Source organism: Agrobacterium genomosp. 2 str. CFBP 5494 (assembly GCF_900013495.1).
GTDB classification, from domain to species: Bacteria; Pseudomonadota; Alphaproteobacteria; order Rhizobiales; family Rhizobiaceae; genus Agrobacterium; species Agrobacterium pusense.
The window spans coordinates 1,657,283-1,681,462 of sequence record NZ_LT009719.1 but is presented as its reverse complement, the minus strand read 5'-3'; the positions used below and the strand labels follow the sequence as shown (position 1 = coordinate 1,681,462).

Annotated in this window: 19 protein-coding genes and 1 pseudogene; 14 read left to right on the top strand and 6 right to left on the bottom strand. The window is 59.8% G+C overall.

Annotated elements, in window-relative coordinates; genetic code table 11:
- Positions 1–5 precede the first annotated feature (5 nt).
- From AGR2A_RS22655 to AGR2A_RS22600, 11 genes and pseudogenes are all read left to right on the top strand, one after another.
- Entirely contained in the window at positions 6–608 is a 603-nt protein-coding gene (locus tag AGR2A_RS22655; RefSeq protein ID WP_072493093.1) for a 2-hydroxychromene-2-carboxylate isomerase, read from the top strand.
- 96 nt (positions 609–704) lie between these two features.
- A complete protein-coding gene (locus AGR2A_RS22650) occupies positions 705–2,081 on the top strand; it encodes an FAD-binding oxidoreductase (protein ID WP_080823378.1) in 1,377 nt (458 codons plus the stop codon).
- Positions 2,082–2,119: 38 nt separating this feature from the next.
- Positions 2,120–4,486 carry a molybdopterin guanine dinucleotide-containing S/N-oxide reductase gene (locus AGR2A_RS22645; RefSeq protein WP_234797327.1) on the top strand — a complete coding sequence of 789 codons (2,367 nt, stop codon included), beginning with the start codon at positions 2,120–2,122 and terminating at the stop codon, positions 4,484–4,486.
- A 371-nt stretch (positions 4,487–4,857) separates the two neighbouring features.
- The gene (locus AGR2A_RS22635; protein ID WP_072493095.1) at positions 4,858–6,513 is read left to right on the top strand and encodes an ABC transporter substrate-binding protein; all 1,656 of its coding nucleotides are present in this window, start codon (positions 4,858–4,860) and stop codon (positions 6,511–6,513) included.
- Between the two features lie 38 nt (positions 6,514–6,551).
- Entirely contained in the window at positions 6,552–7,562 is a 1,011-nt protein-coding gene (locus tag AGR2A_RS22630; RefSeq protein WP_072493096.1) for an ABC transporter permease, read from the top strand.
- Positions 7,559–8,404, top strand: a complete 846-nt coding sequence (locus AGR2A_RS22625) for an ABC transporter permease (protein WP_072493097.1) — start codon at positions 7,559–7,561, stop codon at positions 8,402–8,404. Before AGR2A_RS22630 ends, AGR2A_RS22625 begins: the two co-directional genes overlap by 4 nt.
- Positions 8,383–10,100 (top strand): annotated as a pseudogene (locus tag AGR2A_RS22620) (dipeptide ABC transporter ATP-binding protein). The gene AGR2A_RS22625 and the pseudogene AGR2A_RS22620 overlap by 22 nt, the downstream one beginning before the upstream one ends.
- On the top strand, positions 10,097–11,230 hold the full coding sequence (locus AGR2A_RS22615; RefSeq protein ID WP_072493098.1) for an LLM class flavin-dependent oxidoreductase: 1,134 nt from the start codon (positions 10,097–10,099) through the stop codon (positions 11,228–11,230). The pseudogene AGR2A_RS22620 and the gene AGR2A_RS22615 overlap by 4 nt, the downstream one beginning before the upstream one ends.
- A 107-nt stretch (positions 11,231–11,337) precedes the next feature.
- On the top strand, positions 11,338–12,441 hold the full coding sequence (locus AGR2A_RS22610) for an LLM class flavin-dependent oxidoreductase (protein WP_072493099.1): 1,104 nt from the start codon (positions 11,338–11,340) through the stop codon (positions 12,439–12,441).
- A 113-nt stretch (positions 12,442–12,554) separates the two neighbouring features.
- Positions 12,555–13,736: an acyl-CoA dehydrogenase family protein gene (locus AGR2A_RS22605; protein WP_072493100.1), complete on the top strand. Its 1,182-nt coding sequence runs from the start codon at positions 12,555–12,557 to the stop codon at positions 13,734–13,736.
- 51 nt (positions 13,737–13,787) lie between these two features.
- Positions 13,788–14,348: an NAD(P)H-dependent oxidoreductase gene (locus AGR2A_RS22600; RefSeq protein ID WP_072493101.1), complete on the top strand. Its 561-nt coding sequence runs from the start codon at positions 13,788–13,790 to the stop codon at positions 14,346–14,348.
- Positions 14,349–14,708: 360 nt separating this feature from the next.
- Here the strand turns inward: AGR2A_RS22600 and AGR2A_RS22595 are convergent, their stop codons facing one another.
- On the bottom strand, positions 14,709–15,482 hold the full coding sequence (locus AGR2A_RS22595; RefSeq protein ID WP_072493102.1) for an SDR family oxidoreductase: 774 nt from the start codon (positions 15,480–15,482) through the stop codon (positions 14,709–14,711).
- Between the two features lie 87 nt (positions 15,483–15,569).
- Here AGR2A_RS22595 and AGR2A_RS22590 point away from each other — a divergent pair, with 87 nt between their 5' ends.
- Entirely contained in the window at positions 15,570–16,187 is a 618-nt protein-coding gene (locus AGR2A_RS22590) for a TetR/AcrR family transcriptional regulator (RefSeq protein WP_006698382.1), read from the top strand.
- Between the two features lie 115 nt (positions 16,188–16,302).
- Here AGR2A_RS22590 and AGR2A_RS22585 read toward each other — a convergent pair whose 3' ends face one another.
- Complete coding sequence (locus AGR2A_RS22585) at positions 16,303–16,755, bottom strand: hypothetical protein (RefSeq protein WP_072493103.1); 453 nt, start codon at positions 16,753–16,755, stop codon at positions 16,303–16,305.
- Positions 16,756–17,180: 425 nt separating this feature from the next.
- On the opposite strand from AGR2A_RS22585, the gene AGR2A_RS22580 reads away from it, so the two are divergent.
- Complete coding sequence (locus tag AGR2A_RS22580; protein WP_072493104.1) at positions 17,181–17,903, top strand: DUF72 domain-containing protein; 723 nt, start codon at positions 17,181–17,183, stop codon at positions 17,901–17,903.
- A gap of 87 nt (positions 17,904–17,990) precedes the next feature.
- Here AGR2A_RS22580 and AGR2A_RS22575 read toward each other — a convergent pair whose 3' ends face one another.
- The 4 genes from AGR2A_RS22575 to AGR2A_RS22560 form a co-directional block, all read right to left on the bottom strand.
- Entirely contained in the window at positions 17,991–18,290 is a 300-nt protein-coding gene (locus AGR2A_RS22575) for a hypothetical protein (protein ID WP_004445373.1), read from the bottom strand.
- Positions 18,291–18,753: 463 nt separating this feature from the next.
- Positions 18,754–20,058 carry an HlyD family type I secretion periplasmic adaptor subunit gene (locus AGR2A_RS22570; protein ID WP_052114222.1) on the bottom strand — a complete coding sequence of 435 codons (1,305 nt, stop codon included), beginning with the start codon at positions 20,056–20,058 and terminating at the stop codon, positions 18,754–18,756.
- 2 nt (positions 20,059–20,060) lie between these two features.
- On the bottom strand, positions 20,061–21,812 hold the full coding sequence (locus AGR2A_RS22565) for a type I secretion system permease/ATPase (protein WP_072493105.1): 1,752 nt from the start codon (positions 21,810–21,812) through the stop codon (positions 20,061–20,063).
- 396 nt (positions 21,813–22,208) lie between these two features.
- A complete protein-coding gene (locus tag AGR2A_RS22560; protein WP_072493427.1) occupies positions 22,209–23,639 on the bottom strand; it encodes an NAD-dependent succinate-semialdehyde dehydrogenase in 1,431 nt (476 codons plus the stop codon).
- Between the two features lie 165 nt (positions 23,640–23,804).
- On the opposite strand from AGR2A_RS22560, the gene AGR2A_RS22555 reads away from it, so the two are divergent.
- The gene (locus tag AGR2A_RS22555; RefSeq protein WP_080823376.1) at positions 23,805–24,152 is read left to right on the top strand and encodes a hypothetical protein; all 348 of its coding nucleotides are present in this window, start codon (positions 23,805–23,807) and stop codon (positions 24,150–24,152) included.
- Positions 24,153–24,180: the final 28 nt, after the last annotated feature.

Below are 24,180 nucleotides of genomic sequence, written 5' to 3'. Positions count from 1 at the left end.
AGACAATGACAAAGACGATCGATTATTTCTTCAGCATCGGCTCACCCTGGGCCTTCATTGGTGTTGAACCCTTTGCCGCCCTGGCGAAACAGCAGGGCGCCACTATCCGCCCTCACGTTATTCCGCTGATCGAGGAAAACGGTGGCATTTACTCAAAAAATCGCCCGGAGGCCAGACGCGCCTACTGGATCACGGATCTGAAGCGGTGGGCGGCATTGCGCGGAAAAGTGCTCAATTTCGACAATCGCGCTGCGCTCTCGGATCCGTCCCCGGCAGGCTTGATGGTTGCGGCGGCAATCGAAACCGGTGAAGACTGGCTGAAGCTTGCAGTTGCACTGCAGGAGGCTTTCTGGGTCCGCCGTGAAGACATCGGCAAGGCCGACATCCGCCAGGCCATCGCGACGGCTGCAGGCTTCGATGCTGCAGCCCTCGATGAACATGGCAAAAGCGACGCGGTTGCTGTCTTGCAGAAGGCGAGCTTCGAAGCTGCCAGGGCCGCCGGTGTGTTCGGGGTTCCGACCTATCGCTATCAGGATGAACTCTACTGGGGGCAGGACAGCCTTCCGTTCCTCGAGCGTCATCTCAGGGGCGAAAAACTGGCCGCCTGATGTTCACTGCCAGATGGCGTCGCCGGCCGCGCGCCTCGCCCTCAACGTTTGTAAGTCTGTCGCAGCGTTTTGCGACCCGCCTACACGGAATGTTTTATGCCTGACCTGTCTCCTTCTCTCATCCGATCCCTGCGAGACCTCCTCGGGGAGCGTCTTTCAACGTCGCCGACACTGCGCGAGCAGCACGGGCGCGGCGAGGCGCATCACGCAGCCGCCTTTCCCGACGCGGTCGCTTTCGCGGAAACCACCTCCGAAGTGTCCGAGGTCGTGCGGCTATGTGCGGCGGAAAGGGTGCCCGTCATCGCTTTTGGCGCCGGCACTTCGCTGGAAGGGCATCTGACAGCCGTCAATGGCGGGGTCTCGATCGACCTTTCACGCATGTCGAAAATCACCCGTATCAGCAGTGAAGATCTGGATTGTACGGTCGAGGCCGGGGTAACGCGGGAGCAGTTGAACACATATCTGCGAGACATGGGACTGTTCTTTCCCATCGATCCCGGCGCAAACGCTTCGATTGGCGGCATGGCTGCAACCCGCGCTTCCGGCACCAACGCCGTCCGCTACGGAACAATGCGTGAAAACGTACTGGGCCTGACCGTGGTGCTGCCGACCGGCCAGGTTATCAAAACCGGCGGTCGCGCCAGAAAGTCTTCTGCCGGATACGACCTGACGCGGCTTTTCGTGGGTTCGGAAGGAACGCTGGGGATCATCACCGAAATAACCCTTCGCCTCTATGGAATACCCGAAACCATCTCGGCGGCGCTCTGCTCTTTCGAGAACGTCGAACAGGCAGTCGCGGCGGCCATTCAGGTCGTGCAACTCGGCATTCCCGTCGCCCGCATGGAGCTCATGGACCGTGGAATGATCACGGCCGTCAATGCCTATTCCGGGCTGGAGCTGAAGATCGAGGACACATTGGCTTTCGAGTTTCACGGCTCGCCCGCCGGCGTTCAGGAGCAGGTCGATATGGTGTCCGCCATTGTGGAAGACCATGGCGGCAAGGATTTCGAGTGGGCCAACGCCCCTGAAGAACGCAATCGCCTCTGGAAAGCGCGCCACAACGCGTTTTATGCTGTCGTATCGCAAAGGCCAAACGCCAAAGGCTGGTCTTCGGATGTCTGTGTTCCGGTCTCGCAGCTCAGCAACTGCATATTGAAGACCCGCGAGCTCCTGCAGGATTGCAGCGTACCGGCTGCCATTCTCGGCCATGTCGGCGATGGCAATTATCATGTCGTCTTCGCGGTCGATCCCGGCAATGCGGAAGAGCTCGGCGAGGTGGCGGCCATCAACAAGAAGATGGTGCAATACGCCCTCTCGGTCGGCGGCACCTCGACCGGCGAACATGGCGTGGGCACCGGCAAGATCGCCTACCTGCGTGAAGAACATGGTGACGCGGTCGATCTTATGGCGCTCATCAAACATGCAGTCGATCCAGCCGGCATCATGAATCCCGGCAAAATCCTGCCGAGATAGAATGTTACTTTGCGATCCGCGACCGCTGGGGCGACACGATGAATTCCTTCAAGACTCACAGTTCTCACTGGGGGGCCTTCTCCGGGCGGCTCACAAATGGGCGACTGGAGATAAAGCCTCACTCCGGCGACCCCCATCCATCTCCGCTACTGGGCAATCTTCCGGCGATCGCCGACAGCCCCGTCCGCATCCGACGGCCCGCTGTCCGGCGGGGGTGGCTTGAGCGCGAAACCGACCATGCACAGCGACGGGGCGCTGACGACTATGTCGAGGTCAGCTGGGCCGAAGCGACGACACTGGTCGCCGACGAACTGAGGCGGGTCTACGACAGTCACGGTCCAAGCGCCGTGTTCGGCGGCTCCTACGGCTGGTCCAGTGCCGGTCGCTTTCATCACGCGCAAAGCCAGATTCACCGCTTCTTGAATGTCCTCGGCGGATATGTCCGGTCGGTCACCACCTATAGTTCCGGTGCGGCCATGGTCATAATCCCCCATGTCCTGGGCCCTTATGATAGCTTCGACCGAAAGAGCGTGACCTGGGATGCCATCGAACGCAGCAGCGAGCTGGTGCTCGCCTTTGGCGGGATGGCGATCAAGAATGCCGATGTCCACGGCGGAGGGATCAGCACGCACACGGTCCGGCAAAAACTTGCCGGCGCGAAGGCTCGCGGTGCGCATTTCACATTCATCAGCCCTCTGGCAGACGATTTCCCCGCTGAGGCGGATGCCGAGTGGCTTCCCATCATCCCGGGCACCGACGTGGCGATGATGCTCGGGCTGGCGCACGTCCTCGTTACGGAAGGGCTGCACGACCGGACGTTTCTGGAGCGTTATACGGTCGGATATGATCGGTTCGAAAACTATCTTCTCGGCAGGGAGGACGGCCAGCACAAGAGCCCGGAATGGGCGGCCGAAATCTGCAACATCGCGCCGGACGCAATACGCAAGCTGGCGCGCAGGATGGCCGGTTCGAGAACCCTGATCACCGTCAGTCATTCGCTGCAGCGGGCCGATTACGGAGAGCAGCCGGTGTGGATGGGCATTGTGCTTGCCGCCATGCTCGGCCAGATCGGATCGGACGGCGGCGGATTTTCTTATTCCCTTGGCGCGCTGGGCAATATCGGCAAGAATCTGCTCGCCGTTCCCCTGCCAACGCTGCAGCAATTCAAGAACCCTGTGCCGGACTATATTCCCTGCGCACGCATCTCCGATATGCTGCTCAATCCCGGCGCCGAGTTCCATTACAACGGGCGCACGCTTCTTTATCCTGACATCCGGCTTGTCTATTGGGCGGGCGGCAATCCATTTCACCATCATCAGGATATCAACCGGTTGCGAGCCGCTTTCAGGCGGCCGGAAACGATCATCGTCCACGAGTCCGCCTGGACCTCCACCGCCAGACACGCCGATATCGTGCTGCCTGCCACGACCACGCTTGAGCGTGACGACATCGGCGCCGCCGATCGCGATCCGCTGATGATCGCCATGAAGCGCCTGATCGCCCCCGTCGGCGAAGCACGCGACGATTACGAAATATTCGCCGGCATTGCCCGCGAACTCGGCAGGTTCGAGGCCTTCACCGAAAACCGCAGCAGCGGAGAATGGCTTGCCTTTCTATACGAAACGACCCGTCAGGCACTTGCCGCGTCGGGCCATGAGGCGCCGGACTTTGAAACCTTCTGGAAACGCGGAGAAATGCCCCTTCCAGTCAAGCCGGACGACGGTGGACCGGCGCGCGCTTTCCTTGAGAATCCCGCAACGAAACCGCTGGCGACCCCCTCAGGAAAGATCGAGATTTTTTCCGGGACCGTCGAGGGTTTCGGTTATGATGACTGCAAGGGTCATCCGCGCTGGTATCCACCCAGAATGGAAACTCCAGACGATGCGCACCTCTATCCGCTGCATCTCGTCTGCAATCAACCATATCAACGCCTGCACAGTCAGCTGGACTATGGCGATTTCAGCCGTTCCACCAAGATCATGGACAGGGAGCCCGTCCGTATCCATCCAGCCGACGCCTCGGCCCGTGGAATATCTGACGGCGATGTCGTGAGGCTTTTTAATCAGCGCGGCAGCTGCCTGGCAGGCGCCCTTCTCAGTGAAGACGTCATGCCGGGGGTAATGCAGCTCGCTACCGGCGCCTGGTTCGAATCAGAGGATCCAACTGCCGAAAACTCGATATGCATCCACGGAAATCCAAATATTCTGACCCGCGATATCGGCACATCGAAACTGTCGCAGGCATCGACCGGCCAGATCGCGAAGGTGGATATCGAGCGCTTCACCGGGGCTCTGCCGCCCGTGACAATTTTCCAGGCCATGCGATTTCTATCGCGAGAACAGGTCGGCCCAGACGCCGAGCCGTCGTCACTCCACGCCGGAACCCCGCATTCCAAGGGGCCCTGAAACACCAATCCAAACAGCCGCCGAAATGACGATAAAATAATTCACTAAATCCATAGAAAAAGAATAACCAGTCTTTCTCCCTCACGCCTGACTGCTAGGTTAAGGGCAAGACGGACAGCGCAGAAGGGATCGCGCCATGACTGGAATATGTAGAAGCGGGCGCGCTCCTCTGCCACGCAGGTTCTCGGGAACCGCTCGCTAGCGTCGCGTCGCCCAATCAGGCCACCAATGAACCTAAACATCTCCTGCTCGGCCGAGAGGCCGGCGCGGCAACGGTTTGACATGCGTTTGAGCAGCCACCGCAGAAGCACGCGCATCCCAGGAGATGCCGAAATTGCAACGAAAAACTTTGGAATTTTCAGGATCATACAATGACAAAGCGTCCTTTCTCATCGTCTCTTTCGCGTCGTCGGCTGCTTCTTACGGCTTCGCTCGCTGTTTCCGCCTCGTTGTTTTTATCGACGGCTGCACCTTTGAGTGCTGTGGCCGCAGACACGCCACATGATGGCGGTGACATCACGTTTCTGATCGATTCCCTGGGCGACACGTGGATCCCCAACAACAGCGCGATCTCCAGTTTCCAGGGCCACATATGGGGTCATGTCACGGATAAGCTGCTGTACGTCGATGCCGAAGGCAAGGTCAGCCCGTGGATTGCCGAGCGCTGGGAGCAGAACGACACCGCGACGGAGTTCACCCTCCACCTCAAAAGCGGCGTGACTTTCTCCGATGGCGAACCGCTGGATGCCAAGGCCGTCGTTGCCAATCTCGACATCTGGTATGCCGGCCGCAAGAACGAGGGCATCAACCCGATCGGCCTCTTCCCCAAGACCTATGATCACGCCGAAGCGGTTGATGCGACGACGGTCAAGGTTTTCTTCAAGAAGCCCACGCTCGGGTTCATTCCGACGCTTGGCTACCACGGCTCCATCCTGATCTCTCCCAAGACCATTGCCCAGCCTGCCGGCCAGCAGGCGGACCTCAGCAAGACCGCAGGCAGCGGACCTTATGTAGTGGAGTCCTGGAAAGAGGGCGACCACGTCACCCTGGTCAAGCGCAAGGACTATAATTGGGGTCCCGCCGCAGTCGGCCACACCGGCCCCGCCTATCTCGATACCATCACCTACAAGCTGGTCTCTGAGCCATCCCTTCGCGTCGCCTCCGTTCAGTCCGGTCAGGCGGATGTCGCGTACAACGCCTCGCCCCAGGAACTGAAATCGCTCAAGGAGGAAGGCTTCACCATCGCGACCCCGCGTTATCTCGGCTTCGTCAACGGCTGGGCCGTCAACACCAAGCTTCAGCCCTATGATGATGTGAAGGTGCGTCTGGCACTTCAGGCAGGTATCAACCGTCAGGAAATCATCGACACAGTCTATACGCAGGACTGGAAGCTCGCGACGTCCTTCATCCAGAGCAACGTCCCGGGAGCCACGGATCACAGCGATCTCCTCGCCTACAACCCGGACAAGTCGGAAAAGCTTCTGGACGAAGCCGGATGGGTCAAGGGTGCGGACGGCGTTCGCGTGAAGGACGGCAAGCCGCTGGAATTGACGATCCATTCCAATCCTTATCTGGCAACCTCGAAATCAGTCGATGAGCTGATTGCCCAGCAGCTCGGCAGGCTTGGATGGAAGGTCAATATCAGGGCTTATGATGTCGTGACCTATGGCGAGAAGGTCAAATTCGGTGGCGCTGCCGTTCCCACATATGAAGTCACGCGCAGCTTCATCGACGCCGGCACGGTCGCCAGCATCCTGACCAATGCCAATAATGGCGAGAACTGGTTTGCGCTGGACGAGCGTGATGCGACGCTCAACGACCTGCGCGACAAGATCGCTGGTGCAGGTTCCGTCGAGGATCGGAAGCCTCTGCTCGATGGCCTGCAAAAATACGTGCTGGAACAGGGTTACTTCATCCCGCGCACGCAAATCGTTCAGCGCATTTACGTGCAATCGCCGAAGCTGAAGGGCGAAGTCTATAACGGCGTCGCTTATGCCAGCTATTATACAGCGTTCATTGCCGAATGACGCCAGCACCCACCGAGTAACGTCAAGGAGGTGACGGCATGAGCAATGCCTACCTAACCTACGCCGCAAAGCGGCTCGGCCAGGCGATCGTCGTCATCCTTCTGGCCTATGTCTTCACCTTCGTGGTCGTCAGCGTCCTGCCTGGCGACCCGATCACCAGCGTTCTGCGCAACCCGCAAAACGGTTTTAGCGAGCAGGAGATTGCCGAAATCATTGCGGCGCAGGGGCTGGACAGGCCGATCATCGTGCAGCTCTGGCACTCCCTGTCGGCCTTCCTGACAGGCGATCTGGGCATCTCGATGCGCTCCAACCGACCGGTCTCGACGCTCATCGCCGAGGTGCTGCCATCGACGCTGGTCTTGGCCACCGCCGGGCTGACCGTGGCGCTGATCCTCGCCTTTGCGGTCGCCTACGGCACGCAGGTCGTGCCGAAGCGTTACGGACAGGGATTGCTGCGTGCCTTCCCTTCCCTGTTCCTGTCGACACCCAATTTCGTCATCGGCCTGTTTCTGATCCACCTTTTCGGTTTTCAGCTCAGGCTGTTCCGGGTCATCGAACCCGACAGTTTCTGGGCCACGCTGTTTGCGGCGATCACCATCGGCATACCGTTTTCCGCACAGATCGCGGAGGTCCTGATCGCCAATCTCGATCATGAGGCAGAGCAGGATTACGCAGCGGTTGCCCGCAGTCGCGGCATCGGGCCAAGACGGCTTTTTGCAACACATCTCCTCAAGCCTGCCTCCTTGCCCGTGGTGACGGTTATCGCCCTCACCGTCGGCGAACTTCTGGGGAACTCGCTGATTACGGAGACGGTATTCGGCCGCACCGGTATCGGCAGTCTCGTCCAGCGTTCCGTCAGCACTCAGGATCTGCCGGTCCTGCAGGCGATCGTCTCGCTGGGGGCCGTGGTGTTCGTCGTCGTCAACCTCATCGCCGACCTCCTCTATCCGCTGCTCGATCCAAGGGTGAAAATTATCGTTGGCCGAAAACGCCGCCTGTCGACGATCGATGACACGTCGCTTGGCCTTGAAACGGGGGCCAAACCATGAGCCTTATTTCCAGCCCGGCTTCCATCAGCAATCCGTTGGAGAGACTGAAAACTCTCAACATAACTGCAACGGTCGCCCTCTCCCTGCTTGTCATCGCAATCGTCGTCGCCTGGTCGATTGCACCGCAGCTTTTCACCACCCAAAGCCCGATCAACGGCGTCCCGGCTGACAAGCTTCTTGCGCCAAGTTTTGCCCATTGGTTCGGCACGGATCATCTCGGACGCGATCTCTATACAAGGGTCGTTTATGGCACCGCTTCATCTGTATCGAGCGCTTTGGTCGCTGTCGTCATCGGCGTCGTCATCGGCGGTGTGATCGGTCTGCTTGCCGGATTTTTCGGCGGCTGGGTGGATATCGTCTTTGCACGTTTTGTCGACGTGCTGTTATCCATCCCGAAGTTCCTGCTGGCGGTCATCATCGTCACGGCAATCGGCTTCGAGACAATCAACGCCGCCATTGCGACAGGCATATCGGCGATCGCCTTCTTCGCCCGTGTGACGCGCTCAGAGGTCATCAAGACGCGTCAGGCGACCTTCGTGGAGGCATCGTTTCTCTCGGGTGGCTCACGCGGCTACATCGTGCTGAGACATGTGCTGCCAAACGCATCCCGCTCGATGTTGCCGCTGGCCGTCCTGCAATTCGGCGAGTCCATTCTCGTCATCGCCAGCCTCGCCTTCCTCGGCTACGGCGATCCGCCGCCCTCTTCCGACTGGGGCCTGCTGATCTCGATCGGCAAGGACTACCTCAAATGGCCCTGGCTCGTTTATGCGCCCGCGTTCGTTACGATCGTGACCGTCCTCTCTGTCAACAGGATCAGCCGATGGCTTCGCAAATCGCATTGAAAACAGCGCCGACCCCTCCCCGGACAGTGGCAGAGGCTCCGCAGCCCGCCATACCCCTCCTCGGCGTTGAAAATCTTGCCGTGTCCTACGGGCGGCAGGAGGTCGTGCACGGTGTCAGCTTCGAGCTTGGGCGTGGCGAAAGCCTTGCGCTGATCGGAGAATCCGGTTCGGGAAAGTCGACCATCGCAAAGGCTGTACTAAGACTGCTTCCCAACGGCGCAAACGCCAAGGGCCGGGTCGTTTTCGACAGACAGGACATTCTGGCATTGCCGGAACGGCGCTTCAGGCCTTTTCGTGGCCGCGAAATCGGCTTCGTGCCGCAGGATCCGGGCAACTCTCTCAATCCAGTGAGAACAATCGGCGCGCAGGCGCTGGAGGCGGCAGCGCTGACGCAAGAGGCCAACCCCGCAATCCGCAAGCTCCTCATTCTGGAAACATTCGCGAAGGTGGGTCTCGACAATCCGCAACGGGTTTACGATTCCTATCCGCATCAACTGTCGGGCGGAATGCTGCAGCGCGTGCTGATCGCGCTCGCAATATTACCGCGCCCCGCGCTGCTGGTGGCGGATGAGCCGACTTCGGCGCTCGACGTCACAATCCAGAAACGCATTCTCGATCTCCTCTCCCGTCTTCGCGATGAGCTGAACATCAGCCTGCTTCTCATCACCCATGATCTCGCAATAGCGGCGGAGAGGGCGGACAATCTCGTCGTGCTGAAGAACGGCGTCGTGCAGGAAGCGGGCAGGACATCGGCTGTTTTTTCCTCCCCCTCCTCTCCCTATGCCAAAAAACTCCATGGCGACGTGCCCGCGCTCAACCCGGAGCGTTATGCCAAATTTCGCGATCCGGGGTTCAGCCTTCTCGATAGTGACAAATCGCCAAAGATCGCTGTCAGCGGCGTCACCAAGCGCTTCACCGTCGATGGCAAAACCCTGACCGCTGTGGATGATATTTCGTTTACGGTTCCGGCAGGCACGACGCACGCGCTTGTCGGCGAATCCGGCTCCGGGAAAACAACGACCATCCGCCTGCTGCTGGGGCTCGAGCAGCCGGAAAGCGGCACCATCACGGTTGCCGACGAGAGCGTTACAAGCAAGAGCCGCGCTTCCCTGCGGTCGGTATGGCGGCATCTGCAACTGGTTTACCAGAACCCGTTCACGTCACTCGACCCGACATGGAAGGTGGGCCAGCTTGTTCGTGAGCCGCTCGACAGATTCGAGATCGGTACTCCGAAGGAGCGATCCGAGCAGGTGCGGCAAGCTCTCGCAAATGTCGGCTTGAGCGAGCACCTCATGGAACGTAAGCCATCAGCCCTGTCAGGCGGGCAGCGTCAGCGTGTGGCAATTGCCCGTTCGCTGGTCCTCAAGCCTGATGTGATCGTGTTGGACGAACCCACATCCGCTCTCGATGTCAGCGTTCAGGCGGATATCGTCGAGGTCCTGCTGTCGCTGCAGGCGAGCTCGGACTGACCTATGTCTTTGTTTCGCATGACCTCGCCCTCGTCAGACAACTTGCGCACAGCGTTTCCGTGATGCAGCGAGGCCGCATTGTCGAACATGGGACCGTAACCGAGATTTTCGGCAATCCGCGACACGAATACACCGCGTCGCTGCTGAACTCCATCCCATCGGGCATCGCCGGAATGGCCCGCACCCATGCAGCCCCGCACGCGCTGCGGAAGGAACAACTCGCATGAATATTGCAGCAGCGTCGCGCGACCTTCCCGCATTGTTCCGGCCGAAAAGCCGGCTGGGTTTCAATACGCGGGTATCATTCAACGACGATGACGGTCCGGCACAGGGGCTCCGACAGGGCATAGAATTGTTCAGACAGGCGGAAAGGCTGGGGTATCAGTCCGGCTGGGCCTATCAGCGCCATTTCGACCACTATCTTTCTTCCCCGTTGCCCTTCTTTGCGGCGGTCGGCCAGCATACGCGGCACATTACGCTTGGCTCCGCCGTCATTCCGATGCGTTATCAGGACCCTATTCTGCTGGCCGAAGCGGCGGGCACGACCGACCTGCTGATCGACGGCCGGCTTGAACTTGCGATTTCAACCGGGGCAAATGGGGCGTTCGATGCCGTATTCGGATCCGTGGATACCGATGCCCGGACAGAGGCAAAGCGGCGACAGTCGCGTTTTCTTGCCGCCATTGCCGGTGATGTTCTGCACGTTGTTACGCCGAACGACGTTGGTGCGCCTCCGGGAGCCGAGTTGCGGGTGACCCCACACAGCCCTACCTTGCGCAGCCGTATCCGACAGGGCTCCGCCAGTATCGATTCAGCGATTCAGGCCGCCGAACTCGGTATCGGCCTGATTTCCGGTACCGTCCTTCACGATCAGGACGAAGGCGAGACGTTTGGCCAATATCAGGCGCGTATCATCGATGCCTATCGCACCCACTGGCTGCGAATCTGGAAGACAACGCCGCCTCCGGTCGCCGTTGCAGCGTCGATCCTGGTCGGCACCACTCCGGAACTGCGGGAAAAATATGCCGCCTATGACCTTGAACGTCGCACAGTCGGCATTGCGGCCTCACGCCCGAAGGGTGCTCTGGCTCCTGCCGGCCAACCGGCTGGTGCCATGATTTCCCCCGTTTTTCAGGGCGCACCGGATACGGTCATTGAGGCGGTACTGAGCGACCCCGGGCTGGCGGCCGCAGATGAGCTCGTCCTCTTTTTGCCTCCGGCTTTCGGATTGACCGAAAACGTAAGATTGCTCACCGATCTTGCGACGACGGTTGCTCCCTCCCTGGGGTGGAAACCCGGCCCTTATGACGCAGATGCAGGCCCGGCGGCAATCGCCGGTTCTAGGCCACCAGAATAGTCAGGCAATATTTTCTACATTTTCCATAGAAATAGAAAGACCTGTCTTCCTCATATGCCACGTCGGCTTTAGCTTTCACTCGACATTAGAAACAGCAAGGAGCTCCCATGGCTGCGGAATTCATCAGCGTCAGCTTTCCCAACGCATCCAATGATCTGAACCCCATCCCTGATGCTCCGGTCGATCCGCTGTTTCTGGAACGTTACGCGCGGGCACTGGATGACTACGGGTTCAACTACACGCTCATTCCCTATTCCTCCTCTTCGTTCGATCCTTTCACGCTGGGTGCGACGGTGCTTGCGCACACGAAGAACATCAAGATCATTGTCGCGCTCCGCCCCAACACGGTTTATCCGACGGTTGCGGCCAAGTCCCTCGCCACACTCGACCAGTTGAGCGGCGGACGCGTGGTCGTCCACTTCATCGCGGGCGGGAGCGACGAGGAGCAGGCACGCGAAGGCGATTTCCTCAACAAGGAAGAGCGTTACGAGCGTCAGGAAGAATATATCCGCATTCTTCGCCTTGCATGGGCTTCGACGGAGCCGTTCGATTTCGAAGGCAAATATTACCAGTTCAAGCAGTTCCGCAGCGCCGTGCGTCCGACCAATGGCCTTATCCCGATTTCGCTCGGCGGCTCTTCGGATGCTGCTTATCGTATCGGCGGCTCCCTTTGCGACATTTTCGGCCTCTGGGGCGAACCGCTGGCTGAAACAAAACAGCAGATTGACCGTATCTACGCCGAATCCGCAAAAGCCGGACGCGCCGACCGCCCCCGGATCTGGGTTACATTCCGGCCGATCGTCGCCGAAACGGATGAACTGGCCTGGGAAAAGGCGCACAGGGTTCTCGAACGTCTGAACGAGAACCGCCAGAAGGGCCTGTCTCGTGCCCCGGTCAATGCAGCCCCTCCTGCCAATATCGGGTCCCAGCGTCTGCTGGATATCGCCAAGCGCGGCGACGTCCATGACCGCGCACTCTGGTATCCGACAGTTACCGCCACCAATGCCAGCGGCGCGACGACCGCCCTGGTCGGGTCGCCACGCACGATCGCCGACTCCATTCTCGACTATATCGACCTTGGCGCCGATCTGATTTCGATCCGTGGATACGACAACTATAATGATGCCGTAGACTACGGACGATACATCCTGCCCCTCGTCCGCGAGGGTATTCGCGAACGCGAAGAGGCGAAGAAGAAGGCCGCCGCCTGATCACGGCAGTCCGACCACGCCGTCGGACCGATCCACCTCTCTTCCAAGACCGGGATCATCCACCCCTGTGACGGATGATCCCGCCTGCCGACCATGAGAAAGCCGCTATCCGCATGTCCTATGACCCCACCGCACTCGACGCAGCCGCGCGCGTCCTTTCCGAAGCCGCATCGGATGCGGATCAGACCGGTCAGTTTCCCTGGACCGGTATTCGCGCCGTTCATCAGGCTGGACTTCTCGAAAGCACGGTGGCCACGCGTTATGGCGGGCCGGGAGGAACCTTGAGCACCGCAGCCCATATTCTGGCGGCGCTCGGGCGAGGCGATCCTTCTGTAGCGCTGATCAGCGCAATGACGATTTTTACACATCTCGGGCAGGCCACGAAGGGCCATTGGCCGGACGGTCTCTATAGGGAACTTCTTTCACAGGCAAAGCAGCAGCCGCTTCTTCTGAACGCCGCGCGTGTGGAACCAGAGCTGGGGTCGCCGGCCCGCGGCGGATTGCCGGCCACGCGTGCGCACCGGACGGCAAATGGCTGGTTGATCACGGGCCGCAAGCGCTTCGTAACGGGTGCCTATGGCCTCACCCATTTTCTCGTCTGGGCGCATACCGATGAGGTTCAGCCGCGGGTCGGCACCTTCGTCGTCCCCAACGGTCTGCCCGGCATCAAGATTATCGAGAACTGGAAAAGCCTCGGCATGCGGGCGACCGGTTCGCACGATGTCGAGTACACCGAAGTTGAAATCCCGGCAGAAAATGTGCTGGAGCTCGTTGATCCCTCGGTCGCCCAGCAGGATAATCGCGGCCACGCGGCAATGACGCTTGCACTCACTGCCATCTATCTGGGCGCGGCCGAAGCCGCCCAAGAAGCGTTCATCCGCTTCGCGCATGAGCGCGTGCCGGCTAATCTTGGCCGCCCGATTGCGCAAACGGAACGTTTCGTTGAACTCTCGGGTGAAATCGACCTTCTGGTTGCCGGCGCCCGCCAGATCATCTTTGGCGCGCTCGCAAACCATATTGGCGATGCCGAACACCTGATAAGGGCCCGCCTTCTCGCCGGGAGGCAAATCCGCGACGCTGTCCAGCTGGCGGTCCGCGGCATCGGCAACCCGGGTCTCAATGCCGATCTCGGGCTCGAGCGTCATTTCCGGGATATCCAGTCAGTCCTCGTCCATGCACCTCAGGAAGACACGTCCGTCGCCATTCTCGGACGCGCCGCCTTTGAGAAGTGGAAGACCGGCGAGAATGATCGATCGGCACATCCGGCCGGGTTGTCGATTCTCAAGACGGCCTAGGGCGCGCAGACACAAACCGCATTTATGCAGGATCACCCGAAAGAAAGTTCAATGAGCAACAATCTGATCGTCGGTTTCTCCGGCAACACATCGCGGCCATCAAGCACAAAGCGCTTCGTCGAAAGCGTCAGCGAGGCGCTGGCCGGCCAACTGGGCCTGCAACATCAGGTTTTCGACGTTGAGGATCTCGGCCCCTCCCTGAGCTCGGCACGATCCGTAGCGGACCTGGAAGGCGGCGCGCAGCAGGTCGTTCAGACCATCATCGACGCTGAAGCTCTGGTGATCGGTTCACCAACTTACAAGGGAAGCTATACCGGCCTCTTCAAACACGTCATCGATCTTCTCGATCCCGCCGACCTCAGGGGCAAACCTGTCATCTTGACGGCGACAGGCGGCGGAGACCGGCACTCGCTTGTGGTGGAACACCAACTCAGGCCGCTATTTGCCTTTTTCGAATCCTTCGTGACGCCGACCGCAATCTACACCTCCGGCCGGGATTACGTGGAAGGGCAGGTTTCTCCCGTGGTGAACGCCCGGGTAAATCAGGCAATCGCAGAAGCCGCGCTTCTCGTCAAAGCTCGTTTCGGAAACGTAACAATCGCGGCAGAATAATTTAGAAATGGACGGCTTTTGCCAAGGCAGGCTGCAGGCGCGACGGAACACTATCGGAATTTGGCTGAACCCGCCGCGACAGCGCCGGTGGCTTTGCCTTGGGCTGCATCCCGCTCGATGGTCGTGCAAAGCGTTTAGACGGCGTGCCGGCAGAATCAATCTGCAGGGATCAGCGCGTCACATGTCCGCGACCACGTTTGCGCGTAGCTCGGCGGCACCGCACAAGGGGATAACGACGCCACGGACACGCGTAGCGCCCGTGGATGTGATGATGAACGACGAGCAAGCTGAACTTAATCAGACTCTCCTCGTGGGCTGCTTTTGCTTGAACAGCTTTAGCTAAAGCAAGAGCAACGTACCCTAGATGCGGGCGCCGCCCGTTGCATCGATCATCTGCCCCGTCGTCCAGCGGGCATCGCTGGATGCGAGGAAGGTAATCAGGTCGGCGATATCCTCCGCCTTTCCGACGCGCGAGAATACAGAGAGGGCTTCGGCGCCAGCGCGCGCTTCCGGAGACGACAGCCACTCTGCATTCATGTCGGTTTCCGTGACACCCGGCAGCACGGCATTGACTGTGATACCGCGCGTAGCAAACTCCGGTGCCAGCGCCAATGTCAACGTTTCCAGCGCGCCCTTGGACGCGGCGTAAGCGGGATGAGTCGGCGCTGCGATCCGCGTAAACCCGGTCGACACGTTGATAATACGGCCGTTTTCACGGATGTGGTCGGCCACGGCCTGGATCAGGAAAAACGGCGCCTTGTAGTTGATCGTCATCACCTCATCGAACGCGGCTTCGCTCGTCTGCTTCAATGGCAGTGCGGGCGCGATACCGGCATTGTTCACGAGAATGTCGAGAGCGGTCGAGCCTGTCTCGATCTCCGCTGCTTCGCTGAACTGCGCCCACAGGCTGTCGGCCGCGTCCTTGCCCTGTTTGAGATCGGCCTTCACGGCGACGGCCTTGACGCCGAGCCCTTCGATCTCGCGCACCGTGGCATTGGCCGCATCCGCGTTGGCGGCATAATGCGCGCCAATCAGCGCGGCACCCTCCCTGGCAAAGGCAAGGGAAACCGCCCGGCCGATGCCGCGTGAACCTCCAGTGATAAGGGCTGTCTTGTCTGCAAGTCGTCTGGACATTGATCACTCCGTTGCAAAAATAAATAGTGACCCCTACAATAAGGAGCGAAACACATCTGTCAACAATTTAATAGGGATCACTATTTTATGGAGACACCAGTCCGCAGACGAGGCAGGCCCCGCCTGCTCGATCGCGACGTTGGGCTCGACATCGCGGCACGGCTGTTTTGGGAGCGCGGCTACGAAGGAACCTCGACCGCCGATCTGACGAAAGCGATGGGCATCAACCCCCCGACGCTCTATTCGATGTTCGGATCGAAGGAGGAGTTGTACCGCCAGGCGCTGGATTTCAGCATTGCTCGTGAAAACAGCCGTCGATCCGACATATTGCAGTCCGATCTGCCGCTTTACGAAGCTCTGAGGCTTTACCTCTACGATATTGCCGATGGAGACACCCAGCCGGACAAGCCGCGCGGATGCATGGTCTCCACGGCCGTCCTGCAGCATGCGGAAGAAAATGCGTCCGTAGCGCGTCTGACGGCGACATTGCGCGAGGCATCGATGCAGGCCCTCAAGACCCGCTTCGACCGTGCAGTCGACGAAGGGGAACTGCCGGCGGGAACCGATACCGACACGCTTGCCCGCTTTTATGGTGCGATCATCCAGGGCATGTCCGCCCAAGCCTGCGACGGCGCCTGCAACGCCTTGCTGAAGCGGCTGATCGACCTTGCTCTCGCAGCTTGGCCCGGAACGCGTATCCCCTGACGGGGGGCAGGCCCGCCGGGTGAGCTGACGATCATATCGTTACCCAGATCGGAGCTGATAACTGAAAGCCTGCGGCAGAACGGAGAATTCCGCAGCCCTTCGGGTCGGCACGTTCTCAGATCTGCACTGGCTTGATGGTGTCTATACGGACATCGCCGTCCATCACCCCTCGCGTCAGACCCTGTCGACCGTGTTCCACTTCGATCACCGTATAGAGTTTTTCATCTCTAAAGGCGCTTGCATTCAACGTCGACACGTCTTCAGCGGGAAGGGCGTCGATCTCCATGAAATCGAGTTCCGCACCTGCAGCGACAACCCGTGCATCACCCGCCGTCCGCGCTGCGACGACCACGGTTCCGTGGGCAGGCGCATTCTGCCAGCGTGGGTCGTCCGGCGCCGCAACAGGTTCAAGGCGATAAACATTGAGGGTTTCGCCGGCGGCCGTTCCGCGCGCTATCTCGGTGGCATCGTCAAACTGAGCCTGGCTTTCAAGCGAGTAGCCGAACCGATTGTCGGTCGTACCCGTGTTTTCGGCGTAACCGCCATCCGTGGATTTTGAGTTAGACATTATATCTCCTCTCTTTTCCGCCTTGACCCTTGGTACAAACCGCGGACCTTGTCGAAGTGTTCCAAGCCCGGCCGGAACTCAGCCATTAGCCAACTGGCAGCAGCGGAAATTTCAATCATCAGTCAGTCCCGGCTCCGGGTCATTGTCCTGTTTCAGCGCTACTCTCACGGGAAGACGCAGACGCCAACACCCAACACTGTGTAACGGGAATACTATTCGAGCACCCAGATCCGTCTCGATGCTGCAACCGGCTATTTACCAGCAAGCGACACTGAAAAGAGCCGGCTGGACCCCCGACCGGATCACCGTCGCGGAACCTTGTCAGCCGACGAGGTTTTAAGACGAACTTGGCTAGAGCAAATTCTTGAGCTGAAATCGAGCTTTAAAGAGTTGAACTGGATCCGGTGAGGGGAAGGAGACACGATTTGCCAATCATTGCCACTGCGGCCTGGTCCATCCCGAGAAAGGTGGCCGACCGGTTCCCGGCAGAAGGGAGCGGCCTTCAACGTTACGCCTCGGTCTTTGATGGAGTCGAAATCAACTCCACATTCTACCGTCGGCACAAGGCGTCCACCTTCGCGCGGTGGGCTGAATCCGTGCCCGACACCTTCCGTTTCTCTGCAAAGATGCCCAGAGAGATTTCGCATACGCGCAGAATGAACGATATAGCCGAGCCGTTTGAAACTTTCATAGAAGACCTTGCGCCACTGGGTCGAAAGCGTGGACCGCTTCTGTGTCAGCTTCCGCCATCGCTTGCCTTTGATATCCGGACGTCAGACAGGGCGTTCGAGGCGATGCGTGGGTCTGATAAAGGGCAGATTGTCATTGAAGCCCGGCACGAGAGCTGGGCGTCGCAGGACGCGATTGATTTGCTGAAAACATACAAGATTGACCGCGTTTTCGCCGATCCGGCGCTCGTGTGGCCTGCGGAAACCTTCAACGAACCCCCGCGATATGTTCGCCTGCACGGAAAACCAAAGATCTATTATTCCACTTATAGCGACGATGAGATCAGGCACTTTTGCGAACTCGTTGCGCCTGACGGTTGGTGCGTCTTCGACAACACCGCCTCAGGCGCTGCAATCGAGAATGCTCTGAGCATGACATCCATGCCCGCACGCGATCCTGCGCGCAGGGCATCAGGATGATGCAGCCGCACTTGCGATATCAGTTCCGCGGACGCGGCAGGGATGATACACCGCGATATTCCCGCAAATTCACTGCAATTCCACCCATCATATTCCGGATCCGAAAAGCTCGCGGTCATCATCCCCTTCCCAGGGAGATGGCGCCGAGAGCCCACCGGTATTCGCCGCCGGAACCGGCATCCAGCACTTCAGCTCCGGTTCCGCATATTCAATTATCCGACCCGGTGAGGAATCCGAAGCTCGCCAGCCTTCTGCTCCGAGCCGGTCGCCATTGGACCAATAAACAAGATCCACCTGTGCCGGGCCTTGCTCCGACGAGCGGATCGTCACGAGAATCCGGGTACCGTCTTTCGGTGCGCTTGTCATGTGACGCCACGGCTGGTCCATTTTTGCTCTCCCTTGCCAATGCCCCAAGTTTTGCCTCGCCGCGAGAGGCGGTCAATTCAAACTTTTTGGAACTCGCACAATGCGGGCGCTTCGCTTCCAGTCCCGGCTTCAACACGGCCGTTCAGTTTCTCCGGAAAGCAAAAACACGGCACAGCATGAGCTGCCTGTCCCAGGTTGGACCTGCCTCGACGAACGCGATGCAGTTGCGAAGGGAAGCTACCCCCTAGGGTTTGTCGCACAACGATTAGCGGAAGGGGGCGTTACGGACATACAATCCGCTTCATGGAACGACACCGGGCCACATCACACGGAATAGTCACGCCCAAATCACGCCGCTTGGCGGCCTAACCGCTCAAAATTCCGAGCGCCCCATGAAAACTGCAACGCCACGCGCTAATGAAAGCGCATGACATCGCAGAATTGAGCAAACCATTTCGCTAGCTACGCCCCTCGCCCATTGCCTTCAGGCCTCTCTGAAGGTGCGGTTCGCCTGATCAATCAACGGCTTGAGGAAATAGGACAAGACGCTTCGCTCACCTGTCGTGATGAAAGCTTCCACCGGCATGCCGGGCATGAGGCTGAATTCGCCAAGACGCTTTATCTGCTCTTGCGACGTGGCAACACGTACCAGATAAAAGCTGGTGCCCGTTCGCTGATCCACCGTCACATCAGCGGAGATACGTTCCACCGTTCCGGTTATTTCCGGCGTCGTTTTCTGGTTGAAGGCGGAGAAGCGCAGGTTGGTCAGCTGACCGTAATAGATCTGATCGATATCCTGCGGCGCGACCTTGACCTCGACCACCAGTTTGTCGACTTCCGGCACGATCATCATGATCTGCTCGCCGGGCGCCACAACACCACCGATGGTGTGCACTGAAAGCTGGTGCACCACCCCATCCTGCGGCGCCAGGATATCGACGCGCTTCAGCTGGTCTTCGGCCGCCACCCGGCGCTCGACATATTCACCGATGCGCGCATCCATTTCGCGCAGATCGGAACCCACCTCTTCCGACCATTGTTCGTCGATTTGCAGGATTTGCAGCGCGGTTTCGCTGATCTTCGCTTCGACCCCGGCAATGCCGGCCATCAGCCGGCCAATATCACCGTCGATATCCGTCGCCTGACGCTCCAGTGTGCTGAGGCGGCTTTTTTCCATCAGCCCCCTTTCATGCAGGGAGCGAAAGCGTATGAGCTCTTCATCGACCATGCCCTGCTCGCGGAAATTCGCCGCGCGCTCGGCTTCCATGCCGCTTATCTCATCGCGAAGCTGTCGCACGCGTTGTTCGAGCTGGCGTTTTTTACTTTCGCGAACCGCCTTGCGGTTTTCATACAGGCGCTGTTCGGCATTCATCATGGCCAGAACCTCGCCATCGCCGGCGCGATCGAGCAGCGTTTGCGGAAAAATCACCCGGCCGGCCCGATCACGCTCGCTCTCCAGCCGCGCCTTGCGGGCGGTGAATTGATCGAGGCTCTTGACGATGATGGCGAGATTGGCCTTGGTCATCGTCGCATCGATACGCATGACCACATCGCCTGCCTTGACCCGGTCTCCGTCCCGCACGGCCAGTTCGCTGACAACGCCGCCCACGGGATGCTGGACTTTCTTCAGGCTGGTTTCCACCACCAGAGAACCCTGCGCGATGACCGCACCCACAATCTCGGTACCGACGGCCCAGCCGCCGAAGACGCCGACGAGGGTTAGAAAACCCAGTCCACCAACGAAAATATGGTTGCGGATCGAGCGTCTGAGTGTCTGCCATTCATCCATATTCAGATCTTTCCTGCTTCCGTGGCCTGCACGACCTTGAGGGCGCCTGCCGAACCACCGACCGGACGCAGCACCTTGGCGAGTACTTCCTCCTTGGCGCCGAAGGCCTGCTGCCGTCCGTCAGCGAGCATGAGCACCTTGTCCACGGCCAGAAGCGCGCTTGGACGATGGGCGATGATGACGGCCACGCCGCCACGCTCGCGAATGCCGAGAATGGCAGCCGTCAGCGCCTCTTCGCCTTCGGAATCGAGGTTGGAATTGGGTTCGTCGAGCACAACGAAGAACGGCTCGCCATAAAGGGCACGCGCCAGCGCTATCCTCTGTTTTTGCCCCGCCGACAATTGCCGGCCGGTTTCGCCTACCAGAGTGGAATAGCCATCGGGCAGGCTCACAACGAGGTCGTGGATGCGCGCAGCACGGGCGGCCGCGATGATTTTTTCCGAACTCGCCTGCCGGTCGAAGGAGGCGATGTTTTCCGCAATGGTGCCGTCCAGCAAGTCGATTGCCTGCGGCATGTAGCCGATGTGGCGCGCCAGCGCCTCTGCCGGCCATTGGTCCAGCGTTGCGCCATCCAGCCGGATCGAGCCTTTGAGCGGGCGCCAGAGGCCGACCAGCAACCGTGCGAGCGAACTTTTCCCCGAACCGCTCGCGCCGATCACGCCAAGGGCGCTGCCGGCCGCCAGCGTGAAGGCGACATCCTGCAGAACCGGCTCGGTCGCTTCCGGTGGAATGGCGCCGACACGTTCGACGGAGAGAAGGGAGCGGGGCGCCGGAAGGTCCATGCGCATGGCGGCATCCGGCAACAGCGCAAGCGTCTTTTCGAGACGGCGGCGGCTCTGCCGGGCAGCGATGAAGCCCTTCCAGTTGGCGATGGCGAGATCCACCGGCGCGAGCGCCCGCGCCGACAGGATGGAGCCGGCGATGATGATGCCGGGTGTCGCCTGCTCATTGATGACCAGCCACGCCCCAACCGCCAGAATGCCGGATTGCAGCAGCATGCGCAGCACCTTGCTTGCCACGCCGAAACCGGAGGCTATATCGCTTGCAGCGCGCTGTTCGCGCACATAAGCGCGGTTGCCCGTCTGCCAGCGATCGCGCAGGGGCGGAACCATACCCATGACGGCGACGATGTCGGCGTTCCGGCGCACGCTTTCAATCGACCGATTGCGCTGGGAGGCGTGTCGCGCGGCCTCCTCGACGGGGCGTCTGGAGACAAGCTCGGTCATCAGCGTGAACGCGGTGAGAATTGCGGCGCCGGCAAGCGCGGTGGCGCCAAGCCAGAAATGAAAGGCAAAACAGATGGCAATATAAAAAGGCAGCCAGGGCAGGTCGAACAAGGCCGTCGGCCCGCTTCCCGACAGGAAAGAGCGGATTGTATCGAGATCACGAAGCGGGTGTGCCTGGGCGCCGCTGACCGGCAGGCGCAATTGCAATCCGATCACCGCCTCGTAGACCCTCGAGGAGAGGACCTGATCGAGACGATCGGAGATGCGCACCAGAAGGCGCCCGCGCAGGGCATCGAACAGGCCCTGAAATACGTAAAGCGCCACCACGATGGCGAACAGCGCCACCAGCGTCGGCAGGCTGCGGCTGGGCAGGACGCGGTCATAGACCTCCATCATGAACAGCGAGCCGGTGAGATAAAGAATATTGACCAGGGCGCTCATGAGACCGACGCCGATGAAAGCGACGGCGCAGCCCGCAAATACACCCTTGATCTTACGAACATTACTATTGGCGGATTGGAAACGCATTTTACTGTCCATTGAAATCGCGGCGGTGGGGTCAGCCGGTGGCAATACGCCTGTGACAATCTTCCGCGAACGGGAAAAAGCGCATCGCGAGCGGGCCGGCGATCATGTTTGAAGAGGTCGTCATCTCCTGCCCTTCCTTCGCGACACGGGAGTGGCCCGAGAGCCATGTCGGCACGCCTAGCGGCAAAGGCTAACGTGCGGATGACGGAGACCTGAAAAATCGTAAACGCGCCATAGGGATTTCCCATGGCGGCCATCGGTTTAGTAAAGGGCTGCTGCTTCACCAGCCCACCCTGCATTTCTCGTTGATGAACGACAGGCTGATCGCAGCCAGCGTCGCTGGCGCACAAATGCTACTGGGGGCGATGATCCACGGGAACCCGTGACGGCCGGCCGCTATATGCCGCCCATGCAGAGATATTTCATTTCAAGATAATCCTCCATGCCGTGGCGCGAACCTTCGCGCCCGATGCCGGATTGTTTGACACCACCGAAAGGAGCTGCTTCCGACGACATGCGGCCGGTATTGATACCGACCATGCCATATTCCAGGGCTTCGGCAACACGCCACACGCGCTTGAGATTGGAGGCGTAGAAATAGGCAGCCAGACCGTAGATCGTGTCATTGGCTTCACGCACAACCTGCTCCGCATCGTTGAAACGGATGATCGGCGCTAAAGGTCCGAAAGTCTCTTCCTGCGCCACCCGCATCGCGCTGGTGACGCCGGTGAGGACCGTTGGTTCGAAAAAGGTTCCGCCATTGCCGACACGCTTGCCGCCGCACCTTATTGTGCCGCCTCTTGCGCTGGCGTCGGCCAGATGTGCCTCGATCTTGCCGATGGCGTGGCTGTCGATCATCGGACCGATGGTCACCTCGGGATCGAAGCCGTCGCCAACCTTCAATTCTGCCACCCGCGCAACGAATTTTTCCGAAAACTCATCATGAACCGCCGACTGCACATAGATGCGGTTGGCCGAGACACAGGTTTGTCCGCCATTGCGGAATTTCGCCTGAATGGCGCCTTCGACGGCTTCATCAATATCGGCATCGTCAAAAACGATGAAGGGTGCATTGCCGCCCAATTCGAGGTTGAGCTTCTTTATCTGCGGCGCGCATTGGCTCATCAGCAACCGCCCGACTTCGGTTGAGCCGGTGAAGCTGATCTTGCGTATCTTGGCATTGGTGCACAATTCCGCACCGACATCGGCGCCGTGACTGGCATAGATAAGGTTGAGCACCCCCTCCGGAAAACCGGCGAGCCGCGCGAGCACGAACATTGCCCCTGCCACCAGCGGCGTCTGTTCCGCTGGTTTCAATACGATGGCACAGCCGGCGGCAAGTGCGGGCGAAATTTTCCGGGCGACCATGGATGCTGGGAAATTCCACGGCGTGATGGTGCCCACCACGCCCACCGGCTGCTTGATAACGAGCATCCGCCGATCGTTGGAAGGGGCGGAAATCGTTTCGCCATAGATGCGGTTCGCCTCCTCGGCATACCATTGCACGTAAGCAGCGGCATGGGCGACTTCGGATTTTGCCTCCGTCAGCGGTTTACCCATTTCTGCCGTCAGGATCGTTGCGAGATCGTCCGAATGGAGAACAATCAGTTGGTGCCAGCGGCGCATCACCGCGCTCTTATCCTTGGCCGGCAGGCTCTGCCACACGCCTTGTGCTTCAGCCGCGCGGTCGATCGCGTCCCGGGTTTCCAAGGGCCCCATATCCGGCAGCCGCGCGAGCAGCGCACCGGTCGAAGGATTTAAAACATCGAATTCCGCGCCCGACCAAGCCTTGCCGCCGAGAGCGATGCCTGCAAGATCGGAAAACAGATCCGGCCGGGCGAGCCTGCCGAGGAGAACAGGATAAAGCGACAAGGACGGTTCCCCCTTTGACACGACAACCCGAGTACGCCGACCAGCCGCTATTTCAGCGAATGACCGTCGGCTGACGGGCACCGGCACAGGTGGTAGCGCCGCACCGGAAAAACGTCAATCTTGCGCGTGCATTTGCGACAATCGATCAAGAAAATTCATGAGTCATCACACGCATCGGCGATGAAAACCGCCCTCCCCTACATCGATTATGATTTGAGATATTCCCCGGCAGCTGGTTCGACGCTGGCCATCCAACAGGTCGCCGTCCGAATATGGGCGATCGCGTCCGGCGCCAGCGCCGGTCAGCACGTCCGCTGCAGCAATATTGGCGACAGCGTGCTCTCCGGCCCCCGGGGGGCCAATGACGAAGACGTTTTCTTACTTCGTCTTTGCCGACAGGGTGCGCCACTCCTGCCAGGCTCCCTCAAGCACAAACCCGCCGAAATCGGCGGGTTTGGCGCGATTTGAAGGGCACCCGGATGGATGCGCCCTTTTG